Source organism: Roseomonas aerilata DSM 19363 (genome assembly GCF_000711725.1).
Taxonomy (GTDB): domain Bacteria; phylum Pseudomonadota; class Alphaproteobacteria; order Acetobacterales; family Acetobacteraceae; genus Roseomonas; species Roseomonas aerilata.
The window spans coordinates 42,201-62,818 of the sequence record NZ_JONP01000016.1 but is presented as its reverse complement, the minus strand read 5'-3'; the positions used below and the strand labels follow the sequence as shown (position 1 = coordinate 62,818).

At 71.3% G+C, this 20,618-nt stretch carries 17 protein-coding genes; 6 read left to right on the top strand and 11 right to left on the bottom strand.

The genetic code is table 11. The annotated features are described in order from the left end of the window. The first annotated feature begins 42 nt into the window (after nucleotides 1–42). Entirely contained in the window at nucleotides 43–423 is a 381-nt protein-coding gene (locus BO39_RS18255) for a VOC family protein (protein WP_043836082.1), read from the top strand. On the opposite strand, the gene BO39_RS18250 is transcribed toward BO39_RS18255, so the two are convergent. The 9 genes from BO39_RS18250 to BO39_RS18210 form a co-directional block, all read right to left on the bottom strand. Next, a complete protein-coding gene (locus BO39_RS18250) occupies nucleotides 420–929 on the bottom strand; it encodes a DinB family protein (RefSeq protein ID WP_043836080.1) in 510 nt (169 codons plus the stop codon). The genes BO39_RS18255 and BO39_RS18250 overlap by 4 nt on opposite strands. Beyond that, entirely contained in the window at nucleotides 929–1,927 is a 999-nt protein-coding gene (locus tag BO39_RS31195) for a GNAT family N-acetyltransferase (protein WP_043836078.1), read from the bottom strand. The genes BO39_RS18250 and BO39_RS31195 overlap by 1 nt, the downstream gene beginning before the upstream one ends. Then, nucleotides 1,924–3,126, bottom strand: a complete 1,203-nt coding sequence (locus BO39_RS18240; protein ID WP_043836076.1) for a pyridoxal phosphate-dependent aminotransferase — start codon at nucleotides 3,124–3,126, stop codon at nucleotides 1,924–1,926. The genes BO39_RS31195 and BO39_RS18240 overlap by 4 nt, the downstream gene beginning before the upstream one ends. A 42-nt stretch (nucleotides 3,127–3,168) precedes the next feature. Next, nucleotides 3,169–3,552: a GNAT family N-acetyltransferase gene (locus BO39_RS18235; RefSeq protein WP_169742779.1), complete on the bottom strand. Its 384-nt coding sequence runs from the start codon at nucleotides 3,550–3,552 to the stop codon at nucleotides 3,169–3,171. A gap of 65 nt (nucleotides 3,553–3,617) precedes the next feature. Further along, nucleotides 3,618–4,820 carry a pyridoxal phosphate-dependent aminotransferase gene (locus BO39_RS18230; RefSeq protein ID WP_043836073.1) on the bottom strand — a complete coding sequence of 401 codons (1,203 nt, stop codon included), beginning with the start codon at nucleotides 4,818–4,820 and terminating at the stop codon, nucleotides 3,618–3,620. A gap of 90 nt (nucleotides 4,821–4,910) precedes the next feature. Beyond that, on the bottom strand, nucleotides 4,911–5,699 hold the full coding sequence (locus tag BO39_RS18225) for an ABC transporter permease (protein WP_043836072.1): 789 nt from the start codon (nucleotides 5,697–5,699) through the stop codon (nucleotides 4,911–4,913). Then, nucleotides 5,696–6,532: an ABC transporter permease gene (locus BO39_RS18220; protein ID WP_043836071.1), complete on the bottom strand. Its 837-nt coding sequence runs from the start codon at nucleotides 6,530–6,532 to the stop codon at nucleotides 5,696–5,698. Before BO39_RS18220 ends, BO39_RS18225 begins: the two co-directional genes overlap by 4 nt. After that, entirely contained in the window at nucleotides 6,529–7,578 is a 1,050-nt protein-coding gene (locus BO39_RS18215) for an ABC transporter ATP-binding protein (protein ID WP_043836069.1), read from the bottom strand. Before BO39_RS18215 ends, BO39_RS18220 begins: the two co-directional genes overlap by 4 nt. Next, the gene (locus tag BO39_RS18210) at nucleotides 7,575–8,663 is read right to left on the bottom strand and encodes an extracellular solute-binding protein (RefSeq protein ID WP_043836067.1); all 1,089 of its coding nucleotides are present in this window, start codon (nucleotides 8,661–8,663) and stop codon (nucleotides 7,575–7,577) included. The genes BO39_RS18215 and BO39_RS18210 overlap by 4 nt, the downstream gene beginning before the upstream one ends. Nucleotides 8,664–8,899: 236 nt before the next feature. On the opposite strand from BO39_RS18210, the gene BO39_RS18205 reads away from it, so the two are divergent. The 5 genes from BO39_RS18205 (at nucleotide 8,900) to BO39_RS18185 (ending at nucleotide 15,537) form a co-directional block, all read left to right on the top strand. Then, nucleotides 8,900–9,550, top strand: coding sequence for a hypothetical protein (locus BO39_RS18205; protein WP_043836065.1), 651 nt, complete (start codon nucleotides 8,900–8,902; stop codon nucleotides 9,548–9,550). A 54-nt stretch (nucleotides 9,551–9,604) separates the two neighbouring features. Next, nucleotides 9,605–12,031 carry a glycosyl hydrolase family 28-related protein gene (locus BO39_RS18200; RefSeq protein WP_043836063.1) on the top strand — a complete coding sequence of 809 codons (2,427 nt, stop codon included), beginning with the start codon at nucleotides 9,605–9,607 and terminating at the stop codon, nucleotides 12,029–12,031. Next, a complete protein-coding gene (locus BO39_RS18195; RefSeq protein WP_043836060.1) occupies nucleotides 12,031–13,275 on the top strand; it encodes a hypothetical protein in 1,245 nt (414 codons plus the stop codon). Before BO39_RS18200 ends, BO39_RS18195 begins: the two co-directional genes overlap by 1 nt. 13 nt (nucleotides 13,276–13,288) lie before the next feature. Further along, entirely contained in the window at nucleotides 13,289–13,663 is a 375-nt protein-coding gene (locus BO39_RS18190; RefSeq protein WP_043836058.1) for a phage tail fiber protein, read from the top strand. 227 nt (nucleotides 13,664–13,890) lie between these two features. Continuing rightward, a complete protein-coding gene (locus BO39_RS18185) occupies nucleotides 13,891–15,537 on the top strand; it encodes a Na/Pi symporter (RefSeq protein ID WP_043836055.1) in 1,647 nt (548 codons plus the stop codon). Nucleotides 15,538–15,547: 10 nt separating this feature from the next. Here BO39_RS18185 and BO39_RS18180 read toward each other — a convergent pair whose 3' ends face one another. Both BO39_RS18180 and BO39_RS34475 read right to left on the bottom strand, forming a co-directional pair. Next, a complete protein-coding gene (locus BO39_RS18180) occupies nucleotides 15,548–18,733 on the bottom strand; it encodes an error-prone DNA polymerase (protein WP_281175568.1) in 3,186 nt (1,061 codons plus the stop codon). Further along, the gene (locus BO39_RS34475; protein ID WP_052402271.1) at nucleotides 18,730–20,283 is read right to left on the bottom strand and encodes a Y-family DNA polymerase; all 1,554 of its coding nucleotides are present in this window, start codon (nucleotides 20,281–20,283) and stop codon (nucleotides 18,730–18,732) included. Before BO39_RS34475 ends, BO39_RS18180 begins: the two co-directional genes overlap by 4 nt. Nucleotides 20,284–20,618 lie beyond the last annotated feature (335 nt).

The following is a 20,618-nucleotide window of genomic DNA, read 5'->3' as shown; positions in this document are numbered from 1 at the left end:
GTGGTAGTGGCGGACTCAACAGCCTTCGCTGAGGAAACCGTCATGGCCCGCTTCGCCTTCGATCACGTTCATCTCCGCAGCCCCGACCCGGACGCGACGGCGGCCTGGTTCGTCGAGCACCTGACGGCGGAGAAGAAGGGGCGGAACGAGGGACCGACGAGCCTGCGGGTGACCCTTGATCTCGGCGGTGTGGACATCTTCATCGACCGCGTTCCCGCGACGACGCCGGGCAACCCTCCGGCGCCCTTTCTTGGGATCGAGCACCTCGCGGTGACGGTGAAGGGCATCGATGCCGTTATCGAGGAGATGCGGTCGAAGGGCGTTCGCGTGGTGATGGAGCCGAACGATGTTCGGCCGGGCACACGCATTGCTTTCATCGAGGGGCCGGAGAACGTGCGGGTGGAGCTGCTCGAGCGGAGCTAGGCGGCGTCCAGCACGAGGAAGAGGTCGGTGTCGCCGGTATCCTCGCCGGCGGCGGTCAGCAGTGCGTGGGCCTGGCCGCGGTGATGGGTCTGGTGGTTGAAGAAGTGGGTGACCAGCAGGGCACGGGGGCGCGTGATCTCCCGGCCTGCGGCGCCGCTGGTCCAGGTGAGGTCACCGGCGAGCCATTCTGGTGAGAGGCGGCTGGTCCAGTCAGTGATGCGGGCGTCCATGGCGGCGCGGCGGCGGGCCAGGGCGTCGAAGTCGGGTTCCAGGCCGGTGCTGGCCTGGCCGCCCCCGACCGGGGGCTTCTCGCCGCCGTCGAAGCGCGACATCCACTGCATGTCACCCCAGAGAAGGTGGTTCAGCGTGCCGTGCAGGCTGCCGAAGAAAGCGCCGCGGGTCTCGCGCCGAGCGGCGTCCGTCAGGCGGGCGGCGGCGGCGTAAAGGCGGCGGTTCATCTCCGCGTTGTAGGCCGCCATCATGCGGCACCAGTCCGGCGTGATCATCAGGGCCTCTTCCAGAAGAAGACGGTGTCGAGCGGCTGGCGGTCGTGGCCCAGCGCGTAGCCGGGCACGCGGCCGGTCTCCTGCCAGCCGAGGCTGCGGTAGAGGCGCTCTGCGTCGCCGCCGGCCTCGGTGTCCAGCACCAGAAGGCTCCGGCCGATGCCGCGGGCGGTCTGCTCGGCGCGGCGGATGAGGGCGCGGCCGATGCCGCGGCGGCGGAAGGCGGGGTCCACGAGGACCTTCGCGACCTCCGCGCGGTGGGGGGCGTTAGGCTGCTGCGCGAGGACGAGTTGCACGGTGCCGGCGAGCTGGCCGTCGCACCAGGCGCCGAGAAGCACCTTGGCGCCGGTTGCGACGTCGGCGGAAACGCCCCGCCAGAAGGCGCGGGCGACCTCGCGCGAGAGGGGCGGCAGGTAGGAGACGGAGGCGCCGGCGGCGACGCAGGCGACGAGGATCTCGGCCAGGCGGCGCTCGGCGCTGGAGGCCGCGGCGGCGTCCAGAACCTCAACCACCACACCGGTCGCGGGCTTGGCGTAACGGAACTCGAGGGAGTTAGAGATGTCATCGAGGATGCGGATGGAGCCGGCGCGGACGTAGCCGCGCTTCTCGTAGAAGCGGTGCGCGGCCTCGAAGCGGGTGTCGGTCCAGAGGATCATGCGCCTGGCGCCGTGGGCGACGGCATGGGCCTCGGCGCGGTCGAGCAGGGCATGGGCGAGGCCGGTGCCGCGGGCGGATTTCGCCACGTACATGCGGCCGATTTCCCAGGCCTCGTCATCATCGCGAAGCGGGCGGGTGGCGACCATGCCGACGATGGCGCCGTCCGCCTCGGCGGCCCAGAGGGCACCGCCGACCTTCTCGAAGTGGGTGGCAAGCGCCCGGAGCTCGGGGACCTCGGCGTCCACGTCGAGGACGCAGTTGGGGTATTCGGCCCAGGCATCGCCGATCAGGCGGATGAAGCCATCCGCATCGGCGTCGGTGCCGGGGCGGATGGCCGGGGTCATGACAGGCCCTGGCAGAAAGCCTGGATGCGGGCGCAGGCCTCGCGCAGCGTTTCGGTGTCCGTCGCGTAGGAGAGGCGGATATAGGGGCTCATCGCGTAGGCGGTGCCGGAGACGGTGGCGACGTGGTTCTCCTCCAGCAGGGCCATGGCGACGTCCTCGTCCGTTTCCAGGCGGCGGCCGCCGGCGGTGGTGCGGCCGAGCAGGCCGGCGACGCCGGGATAGACGTAGAAGGCGCCTTCCGGGCGGTGGCACTGGATGCCCGGCGCCTCGTTCAGCATCTCCACCACGAGGTCGCGGCGGGCGCGGTAGAGGGCACGGCGCTCTTCCACCGCGTCCTGCGGGCCGTCGAGGGCCGCGATGGTGGCGGCCTGGGCGACGGTGGCGATGCCGTTCGTCGTCTGGCTCTGCATGTTGGTCATGGCCTTGATCAGCGCGCGAGGGCCACCGCAGAAGCCGACGCGCCAGCCGGTCATGGCGTAGGTTTTCGAGGCGCCGCTGACGGTGAGCACGCGGTCCTTCAATCCTGGCTCGACGGCGGCGATGCTGTGGAAGCCGGTCTCGACGTAGCTGATGTGCTCGTACATCTCGTCCGACATCACCCAGACATGGGGGTGGCGCATCAGCACGGCGGCGAGCGCGGCCACCTCGTCGCGCGTGAGGGCGGCGCCGGAGGGGTTGTTGGGGAAGTTCAGTACCACCCACTTGGTGCGCGGGGTGATGGCGGCGTCGAGGTCCTCGGGGCGGAGCTTGAAGCCGTTGTTCTGCGGGCAGGGCACGAGAACGGGCACGCCGCCAGCGAGCTTGCCGATGTCGGCATAGGCGGACCAGAAGGGGGTGGGGATGACGATCTCGTCGCCCGCATCGACGGTGGCGAGGATGCCGTCCAGGATCACCTGCTTGCCGCCGTTGCCGATCATGATCTCGTCTAGGGCGTAGTCGAGGCCGTTCTCGCGCTTGAACTTGCGCTGAACGGCGGCCTTCAGCTCAGGCCAGCCGTCGTTCGGCGGGTACTTGGTTTTGCCGGCCAGGGCGGCTTCGTGCGCGGCCTCGATGGCGTGGGGCGGGGTGGCGAAGTCGGGCTCGCCGATGGTCAGGCTGATGACCTTGTGGCCGGCCTCGCGCAGCTCGCGCGCGCGAAGGGACATGCGGGAGGAGCCGGAGAGGGTGATCTCCTGCAGCCTCTGAGCGAGGGCGGGCATTCGGTGCGTTCCAGTGTGGGCGGTGCTTTGAGGGGGCGGAAACTAGGACCCGGGCGGCGTGGCGCCAAGCCCGGGACGCTCGTAGAGAAGGTCGAACTCGGCCTCGCCGGTCAGGTGGAAGCCGGCGCGCTCGTAGAAGCGGGCGGCGGAGCTGCCCTTCAGGACTTCAAGGCGGGTGGCGCGGCCCGGGTGCTCGGCCAGGATCGCGTCCAGCACGGCGCGGCCCAGGCCGCGGCCCTGGGCCTCGGGTTCAAGGTAGAAGGAGTGGATCTCGCGGTGATCAGCGTGGTCCACCACCGCGACGCAGCCACGGACGTGGCCGCCGCTCTCGATCAGGCGGAAGGCGGCGGGGTCGAAGGCAGCCCGCATCCGGGCGCGGCGCCGGGCGGGGTCGAAGCGCCCTACCCGCTCCAGATGTGCGTGCATGACACCCATCGAGAGGTCGAGCAGGGCTTCGAAGTCGCCTTCCGCCGCCGGACGGAAGGCGAAGCTCAGTGCAGGCCTTGGCAGAAGCGCTGGATCCGCTCGCAGGCTTCCTTCAGCTGGTCGTCGGCGGCGGCGTAGGAGATGCGCATGTAGCCGGGGAAGAGGAAGGCGGAGCCGTGGACGGTGGCAACGCCTTCTTCCTCCAGCAGGGCGAGGACGAAATCCTCGTCGGTCTTCAGCACCTTCCCGCCCTTAGTGGTCTTGCCGAGGCAGCCGGTGACGGAGGGGAAGACGTAGAAGGCGCCCTCCGGGGTGTTGCAGTGGATGCCCGGCGCCCCGTTCAGCATGGAGACGACGAGGTCGCGGCGGCGCTCAAAGGCCTGGCGCATCTCCTCCACCGTCTCCTGCGGGCCGTTCAGCGCCTCGACGCCGGCGGCCTGGGTGATGGAGGAGGTGTTGGAGGTGGATTGGCTCTGCAGCTTGTCCATCGCCTTCACGAGGGCGGCCGGGGCGCCGGCATAGCCCAGGCGCCAGCCGGTCATGGCGTAGGCCTTGGAGAGGCCGTTCATGGTGACGGTGCGGTCGCGGAGCTTCGGCTCCACCTCGACCACCGTCGCGAACTTGAAGCCGTTGTAAACGAGCTTCTCGTAGATATCGTCGGTGAAGACCCAGACCTGCGGGTGGCGCAGGAGCACGTCGGTGAGGGACTTCAGTTCCTCGGCCGTGTAGGCGGCGCCCGTGGGGTTGCAGGGGTTGTTCAGCATGAACCACTTGGTGCGCGGGGTGATCGCGGCTTCAAGCTGGTCGGCGGTGATCTTGAAGCCCTGGTTCGGGCCGGCCTCGACGATGACAGGGGTGCCGTCCGCCAGCGCGACGATGTCGGGGTAAGAGACCCAGCAGGGGGCGGGAATGATGACCTCGTCGCCCTTGTCGAGCGTCGCGACCATCGCGTTGAAGATGACCTGCTTGCCGCCGGTGGAGACGACGATCTCCTCCACCTTGTAATCCACCCCGTGATCGCGCCGGAACTTGTCGGCGGCGGCCTGGCGCATGGCCTTGGTGCCGGAAACGTCGGTGTAGCGGGTCTCGCCGGCCTCGATGGCGCGGATGGCCGCGTCCTTCACGTTGCGCGGGGTCTCGAAGTCGGGCTCGCCGGCCGAGAGGCTGATGATGTCCCGCCCCGCCGCCTTCATCTCCCGCGCCTTGGTGGAGATGGCGATGGTCTGGGAGGGGGAGATCTTGTTCAGGCGCTCGGCGGTGAGGGTCATTGTTCTCAGGTTCGGTTCTCAGATAGCGCGGACCCTAGTCTCCCTGGCGGCGCGGCGAAACCGCCGATCCGCGCATTCCAGTCCCGATTTCTACTCGCGGGGGCGCAACAACCAGCCGACTGCCGCGAGGGTGACGCCAGCAGCCACCAGGAGAAGCGTGGCCAGGGCGTTCACCTCGGGCGTCATGCCGAGGCGGAGCATGGAGAAGAGCGCGACCGGCAGGGTGGTGCCGGCGGGGCCGGAGACGAAGGAGGCGAGCACCACGTCGTCCAGCGAGAGGGTGAAGGCGAGGAGCCAGGCGGCGGCGAGGCTGGGCGCCATCAGGGGCAGGGTGACGGTGGCGAAGGCCGTGGCGGGGCCGGCGCCAAGGTCGCGGGCGGCCTCCTCCAGGTCCCGGTCGCGGGAGGCGAGGCGGGACTGGATGACGACAGCGGCGTAGGCGGTACCGAGCGTGGCATGGGCGAGCAGGACGGTCAGGGCCCCGCGGCCCTCCGGCCAGCCTGTCGCGCCCTCTAGCGCCACGAAAAGGAGGAGAAGGGAAAGGCCGGTCACCACTTCCGGCAGAACCAGGGGGGCGCCGGCAAGGGCACCGAAGACCGCGCGGCCAGCAAAGGGGCCGTGGCGGGCTAGAACCCAGCCGGTGGCGCTGCCGAGGAGGACGGCCAGGGTGGCGGCGCCGGCGGCAACGCGGAGGGAGAGCCAGGCGGCCTCCAGCAGGCGGTCATTGGCGGCCAGCGCCGTGAACCAGCGCGTGGAGAAGCCGCCCCAGCGGAAGGGAACCGGATCGGCCGAGAAGGCGTAGGCGACGAGCAGCGCCACCGGCAGCCAGAGGAAGGCGAGGCCGGCCCACATGGCGACCCGGAGCCAGCGCGGCGTCATGCCGAGCGGCCCAGGCGCTGGAAGAGGATGATGGGGCCGAGCAGCAGGGCCAGGAGCGCGATCGCGAGGGCAGAGGCGACGGGCCAATCCCGGTTCTGGAAGAACTCCTGGAAGAGGACGCGGCCGACGAGGGTGGCGTCGGCGGGGCCAAGGAGTTCGGGGATGACGTACTCGCCCGCCGCGGGGATGAAGACGAGGAGGAAGGCGGCGGCGAGCGCCGGAAGGAGCTGCGGCAGGGTGATCGTGAGGAAGGCGCGGCCGGGGGTGGCGCCGAGGTCGGCGGCGGCCTGTTCCAGCACGGGGTCCAGCCGCGTGGCCGCTGCGAAGACGGGCAGCACGGCGAAGGGCAGGTAGGCGTGGACCATGCCCAGCAGCATCGCGCCGTTAGAGTAGAGCAGCGGCAGGGGCTGGTCGATCCAGCCGAGGGCGCGGAGGACGGAGTTGATCCAGCCCTCGTCCCGCAACAGGCCGATCCAGGCGCCGATGCGGATGAGGAAGCCCGTCCAGAAAGGCAGCAGGACCGCGCCGAGCAGCGCGTTGCGCCCCCGCCCGGCGCGGGCAATGGCAATGCCCATCGGGGTGGCGACCAGCAGGCAGAGGCCGGCGGTGAGGGCGGCGACGACCAGCGATTGGGCGAGGGCGTCGCGGTAGTGGGGGTCCTCGGCCAGGAGGCGGAGGTTGTCAGGGTTGATCCCCTCCCCCGCCCAGGGCGGGCTGTAGGGGGGCACGCCCTCGGCCTGCCAGGAGAGGGCCATGATGGCGACCAGCACGAGAGGTGCTGCGACCAGCAGGGCGAGCCAGGCGGCGGGGATGAGGCGGAGGACGGCTTTCATTCGGCGAGCGGGACCACGGCGTCGGCGTCCCAGGCGAGGTGGACCGGGGTGCCGCGGGGTGGTGGGGCGCCGCCCTCCTCGGCGTGGGAGACGCGGATGAGGGCGCCGCCCGCGAGGCGCACGAGGAGAAGGCTGCTCTCGCCGCGGAAGGCGGCCTCCTCGACGGTGCCGGCGGCGGTGTTGTCGCCGGTCGTGGTCGCGATGCGGATTCGCTCGGGGCGGATCGCGGCGGCGGCGGTTCCCTCGGGGATAGGGGTGGGGGCGCGGAGGGTGCAGGCGGCCTCGTGGCAGTGCAGCGCGCCGTCGGCGGTGCGGGCGCCGGAGAGGATGTTGGCGGCGCCGAGAAAGGTGGCGACGAAGCGGGTGGCCGGGCGCTCGTAGAGCTCGCGCGGGGGGGCGACCTGCAGGAGGCGGCCGCGGTCCATGACGGCCACGCGGTCGGCGAGCGCCAGCGCCTCGGCCTGGTCGTGGGTGACCATGACGAAAGCGGCGCCGCTCTCGCGCTGGATCGCGCGCAGCTCGAAGCCCGTGCGCTCCCTCAGATTGGCGTCGAGCGCGCCGAGCGGTTCGTCCAGCAGGAGGAGGCGGGGGCGCTTCACCAGGGCGCGGGCAAGGGCGACGCGCTGGCGCTGGCCGCCGGAGAGGGCGTCGGGGCGGCGCTTCTCCATGCCTTCCAGGCGCACGGTCGCGACGGCCTGGGCGACGCGCGCCTCGATCTCGGCGCGCGGGCGACCCTCGCGGCGGAGTCCGTAGCCGATGTTGGCCGCGACGCTCATGTGCGGGAACAGGGCGTAGGACTGGAACATCATGTTCACGGGGCGCCGATGCGGGGGCACGCCCGCGAGGTCCGCGCCATCGAGGGACACGGTGCCGGAATCGGGCGTCTCGAAGCCCGCGATCACGCGCAGCAGGGTAGATTTGCCGGAGCCGGAGCCGCCGAGCAGCGCGAGGAACTCCCCGGCGGCGACGTCGAGCGAGACACCGTCGAGCGCCGTCACGCCCTCAAAGCGGCGGGTGACGGCGGTGAGCGAGAGGCGTGGGGTCAACGGCCGGCCTTGAAGCGGGACCAGGAACGGGCACGGGTGCGCTCGGCCGCCGGCCCGGGGGCAGCGACGGTGAAGGCGCGGGCGATCGCTTCCTGGGAGGGATAGACATTGGGATCGGCCGCGACTTCCGGCCGCAGGTATTGGCGGGAGGCGGGGACGGCGTTGGGGTAGCGCACCTGGTTCGTGACGCCCGCGATGACCTGGGGGCGGAGCATGTAGTCGATGAAGCGCTGGGCGGCCTCGGGGTTCGGCGCGTCGGCGGGGATGGCGAGCATGTCGAACCAGATCTGCGCGCCCTGGCTCGGCTGGGCATAGGTCAGGCCGGAGTCGCGGCCCGCCGCCTCCGCGCGGTTCCGGGCCTGCACGACGTCGCCCGAATAGGTGAGCACCGCGCAGTACTCGCCCTGCGCCAGGGCGTCCGTGATGGCGGAGGAAGGAATGATGGCGCGGACATGCGGGCGGATGGCCAGAAGCGCCGCCTCGGCCGCGCGCCCGTCGGCGGCGTCGGCGCTGTTGGGATCCTTTCCCAGCCAGCGCAGCACGCTCGGGATGATGTCGATGCCGCTGTCCATGATGGCGATGCCGCAGCCGGCGATTCGCCGCGCGTTCTCAGGCTTCAGGATGAGGTCGAGGCCGTCGAGCGGCGCGTCGGGCGCGAGGGCGCGGATGCGGTCCGCGCGCAGACCCATGCCGATGGTGCCCCAGAGATAGATGGCGCCGAAGCGGTTGCCGGGATCGCTACTGGCCACTTGCGCGAGCAATGCGGGGTCCTGGCCGGACCAGTTGGGGATCGCGGCGCGGTCGAGCGGGCGGAGCGCGCCCGCGCGGGCCAGGCGGGCGAAGCTCGGCTCGCTGGTGGGCACGATGACATCGTAGCCGGAGCGCCCGGCGGAGAGCTTTCCCTCCAGCGTCTCTAGGCTGTCGAAGACGTCGTAGCGGACGCGGATGCCGGTCTCGCGCTGGAAGCCCTCGATCGCCTGGGGATCGATGTAGTCGGTCCAGTTATAGACGTTCAGGACAGGCTGCTGAGCGGAAGCCGGGAGGGCCATCGCGAGAAGCAGCAGGAGAGTGCGGAAAGGGGTCATGCCGTCTCGCGGAGCTGGGCTGGAAAGCGTGAGGTTATGGGGCTCGGCGCAGGACGCAAGATGGGTATCTTTTCTGGGAACTTCGAGGAATTATTTCTTGACATAAGGCAAGGGGTCCTGTAACTCCCCTCTCGCCAACGGGACAACCGCGCCCGCCCCTCAAACCACTCACCATCCGCCCCGCCCGGCCCTGCCGCGCGGGGTTTTTCGTGTTCGCCGCGCAGGAGCCACCCCGCATGTCCTTCATCGCCAACAGCCTGATCTCGCTCGTTGCAGCGGACAGCTTCACCCTGTGGCTCTACAAGACCACGGACAGCCGGGCCACCGTTCTTTCGCCGGGCTACTTCAACGGCGCGGCGGGCCGGCTGCTGCCGGGCCACATGGTGGTGGTGCAGGCGGGCGACGCGACGGCGATCCTGCCGGTCCGCAACAACGGCGAGGTTGGCAACGGCATCGTGGTCGATGCCAACTCGGCGCCGCTGCGGCTCACGGGCGCGGCGACCCTCGGCATCGAGACCGACCTCTCCGTCACGGCGGTCGCGCGCGGCGTCGCCCTCGGCGCCATGCCGAGCGGCCTGAACCAGGGGCAGAACTTCACCGTCCGGGCCAGCGCCTCGGGCGCCACCACGACGCTGAAGTTCAGCGTGCTCAACTCGCTCGGCGCGCCCGTGCTCGGGCCGACGAGCGTGCCGGTCGCGGCGGGCAGCGCCAGCGCCACCTTCGCCGCGCCAACGCCGGGCAACGGCTACCGCGTGAAGGTCGAGGACGCGCTGGATCCGCTGGTGGCGCAGGTTTCTCCCTCCTTCGTCGTCCTCTCCGCCTTCGCGCTCCTGCTCGAGAGTGGGGTCAGCATGCTGATCGAGGCTGGCGGCCGGATGGTCATGTAGCGCCACCCACTCGCCCCGACGCCGCCCGCCCCTCCAACGGAGCCGCCAGCCCCGATGCCCGACAGCAAGATCAGCGAACTTCCTCCAGCCGCCGCCCTACAGGACACGGACGTCTCCCCCATCGTGCAGGGCGTGGGGTCCGGGACTGAGACGCGGCGCGCCACCTTCGGCCAGATCCGCTCCATCATCACCGCGGACCGCCCGCTCTACGTGCGCGACTTCGGCGCGGCTGGCGACGGCACGACGGACGACACGCTGGCCATTCAGACCGCAATGAACAACGCCGCCGCGGCCGGCGGTGGCGTGGTGACGTTCGGCCCGCGCCGCTACCTGGTGGACAGCGCGGACCTCATCATCCCGCCCAACGTCACTCTTCGCGGCGCCGCCGATCCCGGCGGCTTCCGGGTGGACAACGACTACACCTCCATTCCCTACGCCATTGTGCTGAACCCGCTGCGCACCATCCGCCTGCGCCGGAACGCGGCGCTGGAGGGTGTCGCCATCCTGCGCAAGGGCCTCGTCGCACCCTCCAACGTGCGCGAGGCGCTGGACTGCGTAGCCGCCTTCTCGGGAACCGCGGTCAGCGTCGGTGACGGGACGACGGGCGGCAGCCCGACGAACGCCACCGACGCCTCTGTGCGCAGCCTGCTCATCATCGGGTTCACCTGGGGCATCTACAGCAACGGTTCCAGCCGCACGCGCGTGCTCGACGTGGTGGGCGACTGCACCAACGGCCTCTATCTCGGCCGCTCCTACGACATCGCCCATAACGAGCGCATCAACTGGCACCCGCTGGCCACCACGGGCCGGGGCTTCTCCAACACAACCTACGCGGTCACGGGCTGCGCCGCCAACCCGTCCGGCCTCGTGCGGCTGACTGTGTCCTCCGCCCACGAGCTACGCGCCGGGGACCTGGTGGTTACCAGCGGCGTGGGCGGCGTTGCCGGGGCGAACGGCCGCTTCACGATCGCCGCCGTGCCGAGCAGCACGACGCTTGACCTCGCGGCCAGCGCCTTCTCCGGCACCTACACGAGCGGCGGATCGGTCAACCCGACGCTCAACCACCGTCGCGGCAAGGGCTTCTGGATCTACGACGCCGACATGCCGAACTTCGTGAACTGCTTCGAGTTCGGGCATGACATCGGCTGGCACCTCGACGACGAGTGCCATTCGGCGCAGATCGTGAACTGCGGGCTCGACGGCATTGTGGTCGATCCCGCCACGATCGGCGTGCAGATCACGGGCCTGGCGAACCGCAACAAGTGGTACGGCGGCTTTTGGTCGAGCAAGGGCCGTGCCCTGGTTGTGAATGTCCAGGCCTCCGACCAGAACACCATCGCCGGCGTCATGCTTCCCTCCGGCTCCGGCCGCTCGCTGGAGCTGCAGGACGGCGGGCTGGTGCTGATGGGCTGCGACATCTACGGCACCGTCCACCTCTTCAACAACGCGGACAGCCTGCAGATCGTCGGCTGCGACCTCAAGAACGCCGGCTTCACCGGTGAGAGCGCGGGTGCGCTGCAAAAGCTGCAGGTGAGCAGCAGCCGCATGCCCTCCAGCGTCGGCATCAACCGCTCTATCGGCGGGCAGGCGGAACTCGCGGCCATCTCGGCGGCCGGGGCGATCGAGACGCGGCTCTCGGCGCGTAGCGACGGCATCGTCGCGGTGCACCGCCGCAGCAGCAGCGCCGGCGCCATGCTCCGCCTGCACGGCAGTGGCGACACGGCGGCGGCCGCGGTCAGCGTCACCGGCACGGATGTCTATCTTGGCGGCGACCAGACACTGAACCCGAACGCGGCCTTCAACTTTGGCGGCGCGGGAATGACGTTGCCGATGACGCTCCGCACCCGACGGCTCTCTACGGCGCCCGCCGCGAACGACCGTCTCTTCAACCTCGAGGTGAACGGCAACAACAGCAGCGCGGCGGAGGTGACCTTCGGCCGCATCGGTGCTGTCGCCGAGACGGTGACGGCGGGGGCCGAGGCGGGCGCGATCGTGGTCGAGACCCGCTCGGGCGGTGCGCTGACGGAGCGGGTGCGGATCGCCTCAAACGGAGCGATGACGCTGGCTGGTTCGCTGTCGCTGACGGGGTCGATGACGCTGGCGGCCGATCCGGTATCGGCGATGCAGGCGGCGACGCGCAACTACGTGGACAACAGCTTCACCCAGCGTGCCATGCCTATGGTGATGCTCTCCGCCGCGACGCCGCTGACCTTCGCCACGCACAACGCGCGGATGCTGGTGGCCAACCCGGGCTCAACCCTTTCGATCGACTGGTCGGCCACGGGCAACGGGTTCTCCTGCATGGTGCTGAACCGCAGCGGCACCGACCTCGCCCTGCCGCTCACCGGCTTCACCGCGGCGATCGGCAACCCGGACGGCTTCACGAAAATCCGCTCGGGCGGCGTCGCCAGCCTCATCGTCTTCTCGCCGGATGGCGGGACGACGAAGCTCTGCCAGCTCACTGGCGCGGGGGCCAGCTGATGATCGGGGCCACACCCATCATCCACGCGCTGAGCGGCGGGCCGCTCCGGCTTGTGTCGGCGAGCGCGCTATCGGGTGGGTTGGCGCTGATCCGCGCCTCCACCGCGCTCGCGGCGGGGACGGACGGCGCCACCATGCTGTCCTATGCGACGAACGCGCCCCGCTTCCAGGGCGCGGCTCAGCGGCTGGTGATAGAGGGCGCGCGGACGAACGCCATCCGCAACCCGCGCCTGGAGGGGGCGACGGTTGGCGGGACCGGCGCCGGGGCGATGTGGACCTACTTCGGCAACCTCACGAACGGCCTTGGGACTGTTGCCTGTGTTGGCCAGGGAACCTCCAAGGGCCTGCCCTATGTGGACGTGCGGTTCCAGGGCACCCCGTCAGGATCATCACTGGCGTTCACATACGACAGTGGAAACAGCCTGAGCATATCAGCAGGAACGGTGTTCACGCACAGCATATGGCTGGCCATCGTCGGAGGTAGCCTCGCCAACATCATAAGCATCAACAACCGCAACGTGACGACTGGCGGCGCCGGAACCGTGAGCGTGGATGTCTCCGGGCAGCTCACCGGCACGCTGCAACGCTTCTCGAACACCGTCACCGCCGGAAATTCTGCAACATCCACCCAGCAGTATTACAGCATGGGCGTCACGACTGGGGGGCCGGTGGATATTACCCTTCGCTTTGCTTGCCCCCAGCTTGAGTTGGGCGGCCTCGCCTCCACGCCCGTCCTGCCGGCCGCGGGCACGCCCGCCTCCTCCACCCGCACCGCGGACGTGCCGGTCTTCTCGCTTAACGCCACCCGGGCGGCCGCCGGCACCCTGGTCGGCACCTTCATGTTGCCCGCGGTGAGCACGGCCGCGGCCGACGTGCAGGGCCTGCTCGTGCTCGACGACGGCACGGACGCCAACCGCTTCGGGCTGCGCAAGCCCGGCGGGGCGGCGACGCTCCAACCCTTCCGCTCGGTCTCGGGGACGCTGACCTCGGGATCGAGCATCCAGACCCTGGCACCGGGCGTCGCCATCCGCGCCGCCCTGGCCTGGGACACGAGCGGCATCGTGGCCTGCTGCAACGGCGGCACGGTCGTGTCGCTGGCGGGGGCGATCCCGGCGGTCAGCCGCCTGCTGATCGGCCACGGCGCCTCCACGCTCGGTCAGGGGGCCTTCGGCGAGGTCGGTCCCCTGGACCTCCACCCCACCCGCCTGCCGGATGCCATCCTGCAGGCGCTCACCCTCAACTGAACGGGAGACCACCATGTCCGCACTGACCGATTACGCGCGCAACCTCCTTGCCCGTGCCGTCTGCGCCCGCGTCCCGAGCCTTCCCACCACCGTCTACGCCGCGCTCGGCACCGGCGGCACGGCGGCCGCGGGGCTGAGCGGGGAGCCGGCCGGCAACGGCTACGCCCGCCAGCGCGTGACCTTCACGGGTACGGGCGCGCAGCAGAACGCCGAGGCGATCCGCTTCGTCTTCTCCGCCTCGGCCGGCACGCTGACCCATGTGGGGCTCTACGACGCGGCCTCGGGCGGCAACCCGCTCCTCGTCGCCCCGCTTGCCGCCCCGGTCGTGATGGCCGGCACGGGCACGGTGACGGTGGCTGCCAACGCCCTCTCGGTGAACCCCACCTGATGGTCCGCCCCCGCGACCGGGCTGACCGGTCGCGGGGCCCCGGGCTCCGGCTGCGCGAAACGGCCGGGGCACGCGGTTGATCTTTTTATGACAACTCCCGCAGCCTGCTGCACCGGCGCCCGACTTCGCCCATGATCCGCAACGATATCGCCGGAGGCGTCCGGCCAATGCCTTCCCGGGGCCCGGCGGCCGCGGCAGGGCCGATCAGAGTGAACGAAGAGCCCCGATTGGACATCCTCGCTTCCTTCCTCGGTGGGCTCGGTCTTTTCCTTGCCGGCGTTCACGGCCTTGGCGTGCAGGTCCAGCAGATGGCCGGGCGGCGGCTGCGCGTGGCGGTGGCCCATGCCACGCGCGGCGGCCTCAGCGCGGCGCTCAGCGGGGCGGCGCTTGGGGCGCTCACCCAGTCGTCCAGTGCCGTCACCGTCATCTCCGCCTCGCTGGTGCAGGCTGGAACTCTGCCGCTGCGGGGCGCCATCCCGGTGGTCGCCTGGTGCAACATCGGCACCGCCGTGCTCGTGTTGCTGGCGGCGCTGGACCTGCGGGTGGCGGCGCTCTGGCTGCTCGGCACCACCGGCTGCGCGCTGGCCTTCGCCCCCGGCGGCGGGCGATGGAAGTCGGTGCTGGGCGCGGTTTTCCAACTCGGCCTCATCTTTCTGGGGCTCGCCCTGCTGAAGGCGGGAGCGGCGCCGCTGGGCGACTCGGCGGCGGTGCGGGCGGCCCTGCTCCAGGCTGGGCACGGCCTTGCCATTCCCTTCGCGCTCGGCGCGGCGATGACGATGGTCGCCCAGTCCTCCTCGGTGGTCACCGTGCTGGCCATCGCGCTCGCCAATGTCGGGCTGCTCGACGGCGCCCAGGCGGGGATGGCGGTCTGCGGCGCCTCGCTCGGCTCGGGGCTCTCGGTTCTGCTGGTGGGGAACGGTCTGCGGGGCGCAGCGCGGCGGCTGGCGACCTTCCAGGTGCTGTTCAAGGTCGCGGGGGCCGCTCTTCTCGCGTTGCCCTTTCTCCTTCGGCACCTGCTGCCCGACCTGCCCGCTCCGCTCTCGGAAATCGGCCTGCCGCAGCGGCTCAGCCTCCTCTTCGTCGCGCTCCAGCTCCTGCCCGCCCTGCTCGTCACGCCCTTTCACCGGTTCATGCCGGCGCTGCTGGAGCGGCTCTCCCCCGCGACGGCGGAGGAGGCGCTCTCCCTGCCGGAATACCTCTATGACGGGGCGCTGGAGGACGTGCCGACGGCGCTCGACCTCGTCGCGCGGGAGGGGGCGCGGCTGCTCGGCCGACTACCCGGGCTGCTCGACGACGTGCGGGAGGAGGGCGTCGGCTCTCCCCTTCCCCGCGAAGCCCTCTCGGCCGCGAGCGCCGCGGTAGAGCGCTCGGTGGGCACCTTCCTGCAGGAAATCCTCGGCCGGGGCTGCCCACGCGAGGAACTGGAGCGGGCGCTTGCCTTTGAGAACCTCAATGGCCTCGTCAGTGCCCTGCGCGAAACCGTGGCGGAGCAGGCCGGCGTGCTGGAGGCGATTGCGCGGCGCGGGGCGGACGATCCGCTCGGCGGCCTCGTCGGGCCGCTCGCGGAGTCCCTGCACCTCCTGCTGACGGAGCTGCACGAGGCTGCCCTTTCAGGCGATGCCGAGTCCGCAGCGACGCTCTCCGAACTCTCGGCCGACCGCTCGGTCATGATGGACGGGATCCGCCGCCGCCTGGCGCGCGCGGGGGTCGCAATGCAGGACGGGCTGGACCTTCTCTTCCGCGCCACCTCCCTCTTCGAGCGGGCGGTCTGGCTGATCCGCCGCAGCGCCCTTCTCCTGCCGCGGACCGGCGAGGAGCGAGTGTCCGAGGCGGTGCCCGCGGGGGAGGATACGATGCCCCTGGCCGCCGAATAGACCCGCGCGCTCAGTGCCAGTCCCGACTGCCTGGGAAAGTGGGGGAGCGTGAATCCGGCCGGTGGTCCGTCCCGCGCGACACCTCGTCCGCGCGGGCCAGCGGCACCGGCACGGGGCCGAGAAGGTGCAGCCCGTCCAGCAGATCCGAGCGGTCCTCCAATTTTTGGCCGAGAAGGTGGACGACCGGCACCGCGCCCTCGTCGTAGCGCTCCACCTTTCCCTCCACCAGCAGCAGGCGCGCGGCCACCACGGGGGCACGGTTGGCCGCGATGGTCCCGGCGTGGAGGACGAGGTTCACCGTGCCGAACTCGTCCTCCAGCGTGAAGAAGACCACGCCCTTGGCGGTGCCGGGGCGCTGGCGCACCAGCACCAGCCCCGCGACGCGCATCCGCTGGCCCTGCCGCCCTGCCGCCACAGCCCGGCTGTCCCAGGCCCCGATTTCCGCGAGCCTGGGCCGCAGCAACGCGAGCGGGTGTGCGCGCAGGCTCAGCCCCGTCGCGCCGTAGTCGAGCACCGTGGCCTCGCCCCGCGTTTCCGCCGGCAGGCGCGGCGCGGCCTCGGCGGCGATGAAGAGCGGCAGGGGCGGCATCGCCCGCTCCACCGCGGCCGCCTCCCACAAGGCACGGCGGCGATCGAGGCCGAGGCCACGGAAGGCGTCCGCCCGCGCCAGCGCCTCCAGCGCCGCGCGGCCCAGCCCGGCGGCGGCGAGGGCCGCTGGGGAAACTGCCGGGCGGAGCGACGCGATTTTTTTCCCGTCGTCCTTCGGCAGGCCCGAGACGAGGCGCAGCCCGAGCCGCAGCGCCCATCCCTCCCCTTCCCTCTCCAGCGTGCAGTCCCAGTCGCTGGCGGTCACATCGGCCGGGCGGACGTCGACGCCGTGCTCCCGCGCGTCGCGCACGATCTGCGCGGGCGCGTAGAAGCCCATCGGCTGGCTGTTCAGCAGCGCCGCGGCGAAAACCGCGGGATGGTGGCGCTTGATCCAGGCGGAAATGTAGACGAGCTGCGCGAAGGAGGCCGCGTGGCTCTCCGGAAAACCGTAATCCCCGAAGCCGCGGATCTGGCGAAAGCAACGCTCCGCGAAATCGCGCGAGTAGCCGCGGGCAACCATACCTCCGGTGAATTCCTCCTCGAAACCCTCGAGGCCGCCCCTGTGCTTCCACGCCGCCATGGCGCGGCGGAGCGCATCCGCGCGGTCGGGCGTGAAACCCGCGCCGACGATGGCGATCTCCATCGCCTGCTCCTGGAAGAGCGGTATGCCGAGCGTGTTCTTCAGCACGGCCTCGAGCTCCGGACGCTCGTAGCTCACCGTCTCCGGATGGAGCCGGCGATGAAGATAGGGGTGCACCATGTCGCCCTGGATCGGCCCCGGCCGCACGATCGCCACCTCGATCACCAGATCGTAGAAGCACGCTGGCCGCATCCGCGGCAGCATGTTCATCTGGGCGCGGCTCTCCACCTGGAAAACGCCGAGCGAATCCCCGCGCGACAGCATGGTGTAGGTCGCCTCGTCGTCCTGCGGCACGGTGGCGAGGGTCAGGGCCTCGCCCGTCGTCATGGTCAGCAGCGAGAAGGCCCGTCTGAGACAGGAGAGCATCCCGAGGCCGAGCACGTCCACTTTCAGCATCCGCAGCACGCCGATGTCGTCCTTGTCCCACTCGACAGTATGGCGGTTCTCCATCGCGGCCTTGGTCACGATCGCCAACTCCGTCAGCTTGCCGCGCGTGATGACGAAGCCGCCGACATGGGTAGCCAGGTGGCGCGGGAAGCCCTGCAGCTCATCCGCCAGGTCCATCGCCATGCCGAGGCGCGGGTCGGCGTCGGGGTCCAACCCCGTGCTGCGCGCCACGTCCCGCAGCCCCTCTGCGCCGTCGTGCCAGGAGGCCTTGGCGAGGCGGCCGGTGATGTCGTCGGAAAGCCCCATGGCGCGGCCCACCTCGCGCACGGCGCTACGGGTTCGGTAGCGGATAAGGGTGGCGGTGATGGCTGCGCGGTCGCGGCCATAGCGCTCGTAGATGTGCTGGATCACCTCCTCCCGCCGCTCGTGCTCGAAGTCGATATCGATGTCGGGCGGCTCGCCGCGTGCGTCGCTCAGGAAGCGCGCGAAGAGAAGGCGGTGCTTGGAGGGATCGACGGCGGTGATGCCGAGCACGTAGCAGACCGCCGAGTTGGCGGCCGAGCCGCGCCCCTGGCAGAGGATGCCCTTCGAGACGGCGAAGCGGACGATCTCGTGTACCGTTAGGAAGTAGGCGGCGTAGTCGCGGCGCTCGATCAGCGCCATCTCCTCCGCGATTTGCGCGACCACCTTCGCGGGCGCCCCCTCCGGCCAGCGCGCCGCCACCGCCTCCGCCACCCGCCGCGCGAGGGTCTGTTGCGCGGTGAGGCCCGGCTCCAGGATCTCCTCCGGATACTCGTAGGAGAGATCGCGCAGGCTGAAGCGGCAGGCCTCCGCCACGCGCAGCGTCGCCTCCACCGCCTCCTTCTGCCCGGCGAAGAGGCGGCGCATCTCGGCGGTGGACTTGAGATGCGCCTCCGCGTTCGGTGCCGCGTGGGGACCCAGCGTGTCCACCGTCACGCCCAGCCGGATCGCCGCCACCACATCCGCCAGACGCCGGCGGGAGGCGACGTGCATCCGCGCGCCCCCCGCCGCCAGCAGCCCGGCCCGCGCCGCGCCCGCCATGGCCGAGAGGAGGCGCAGGCGGCGCCGGTCGTCGCCGGCGAAGCGGTGGTGCGCGGCGACGAACATCGGCAGGGCGAGCGCGCGCCGCATGGCCGCGGCGTCCGACTGCAAGCGCTCGGCGAAAGCCGCGTCCGGCGCGTCGGGCGGCACCAGGGCCATCACCTGCCCCTCCGCCGCGGCGACCAGAGCGTCGCGCGGGATGGCGCACTCGCTCTTCTCACCCGCCATCCGGGCGGCGGAGAGCATCCGCGACAGCCGCCCATAGGCCGCGCGGTCGGTGGGCCAGACGAGGTATTCCCTCCCGTCCTCCAGGGCCACGCGGCAGCCGGGGACGAAGCGCAGCCCTGCCTCCTCCGCCGCCGCCATGCCGCGCACGAGGCCGGCGAAGGAGTTGCGGTCGGCGATGCCGATGGCATCGTGGCCGAGCGCCTTCGCCGCCACCACCAGTTCCCAGGGGTGGGAGGCGCCCTCGAGGAAGGTGAAGTTCGACATCGCGGCCAGTTCGGCGAAGCCGCTCACGGCATCAGCCCGTGCAGGAACCAGTTGCCCTCTCCCGGGCCGCCTGCGCGGCAGATCCAGAAGCGGCGACCATCGGCCATCTCCAGCCGGTAGTAGTCGCGCATCGGGCGCCCCGGGCGGTCGCGCCACCATTCCGGCGCCAGGCGCTCCGGCCCCTCCGCCGCGCGCACATTGAACCAGGTGCCGCGCCAGCGGATGCGGAAAGGCGGATCGTCGGGCAGCACCGCCATGGCCTCCAGTCGCCCCGGCCGGCGCAGCAGGCGCAGGGGGCGCGGGCGCGCGGCCCAGCCCGCGGGTACGGGCACAGGAGATAAAGGGGCGACGCGCTCCACCGCTCGCTCGGGCCAGTGGCTCTCTCGCGGGCGCAGGCGCCAGGCAGGCAGGCGCTGCACCACGCGGTCCAGCAGAGCGGCCAGAGCGGCGCACTCGTCTTCCGCCCCGAAGCCGGGTTGGGCGGCGGCCAGGGGCTCCGTCCCCTCCGCCATCAGCGCAATGCGGTCGAAGCCGAAGCCGGGTGAGAGCGTCTCCAGCTTCGGGGCGAGCAGGCGGGAGAGGTGGCGCGGATCGCGCCCGGCGAGGCCCAGCCCGACCGAGACCTCCTGCACGCCGCTATCCGCCCGGTGCGCGCGCAGCACCAGGCGGCGCAGCCCCCTCCCCTCCTCTGCCAGCCCGGCGCAGAGCCGCGCCAGCAGGCGGTCCGTCGCGGCGTCGATGGCGGTGCGGGTGATCAGTGGCTCCTCGAAATCGAGGGCGACGTGGCGGTCGGGCACGGGGCGGACGCTGCGGAAGGGCTCGGACACGGCGCCCGTCGCGCGGTCGAGCGCCAGCCCGAGCCCCGCCCCGAAGCGCCGTACCAGCGGCGCCCGCGGCTGCGCCAGCAGGTCGCCGATCCGGTGTAGCCCGAGGCGCGCGAGGTCGAGATGCGGCACCTCCACTCCTCGCAGGGCGGAGAGAGGCAGGGGGGCCAGGGCCGACGCCTCCCCGCCTGTCGGCACGCGGGCGGAGATGCCGCAGCGCGCGAGGGCCATCGCCGCCCCCGCCGTGCCCGCGACCGCCGCCGAGGCCGCGTGGCCCAGCCGCGCCAGCCCCGCCACCGCCCGGCGCATCACCGCCTCCTCCTCCCCCAGCACGGCCCGGGTGCCCGCGATGTTCACGAGAAGGCCGTCCGGCGGGTCCGGCGCCACCAGCGGCGCGATCCGTAATGCCCAGAGGGCGAGCGCCGAGAGACGCGCCGCCGCAGCCTCCGGCCGGTGGGGCAGGGCCGCGACCCCCGGCGCCAACGCCTGCGCGTCGCCCAGGGTCTGGCCGGGCCGGAGTCCCAGCGCCGCCGCCCCCGCATCCACCGCGACGACGAGCCGCTGGTTCCCGACCACGTTCCAGGCGAGGACAGGGCCGGGCAGGCACAGGACCTCGGTGGCGAGCCAGGGCAGGTGAAGGGCAAGGATCCGCGGGCCGACGGGGGAAAGATCGTCAGAGGCATCAGGCGCGGGGGGGGTGGGATACGGGGCCTCCGCCCCTATTCGCGGCGTGCGGCAGGCCCTTCGCCTCATCCCCGCTCTCCCCAGCGGGAGAGAGGACGGCAGGGCCGCAACGGAGAGGCCGAATCGAGCATCATCGTTCGTGAAATGTTCTTGTCGGCGCGCCTGATGGCAAGCACCGCCTGCAAGAGCCCGCCCAAAAACGGGTGAGGCGGCAGGGCGGGCCTTACGAAGGCCGCGCACCCACCCGAAAGCGCAGCCCCTCCGGCCAACAAAAAATTCAGAACTGAAACAATTCTGTTGGTTAGTCCTCCACTGAAGACATCGGGCGAGAATCGTGAAGCACCAGCCTACCGCCCGCGCCGTGCGACTCGCTCTTTTCTTTCAGTCGAGGAGAAGCCATGCCG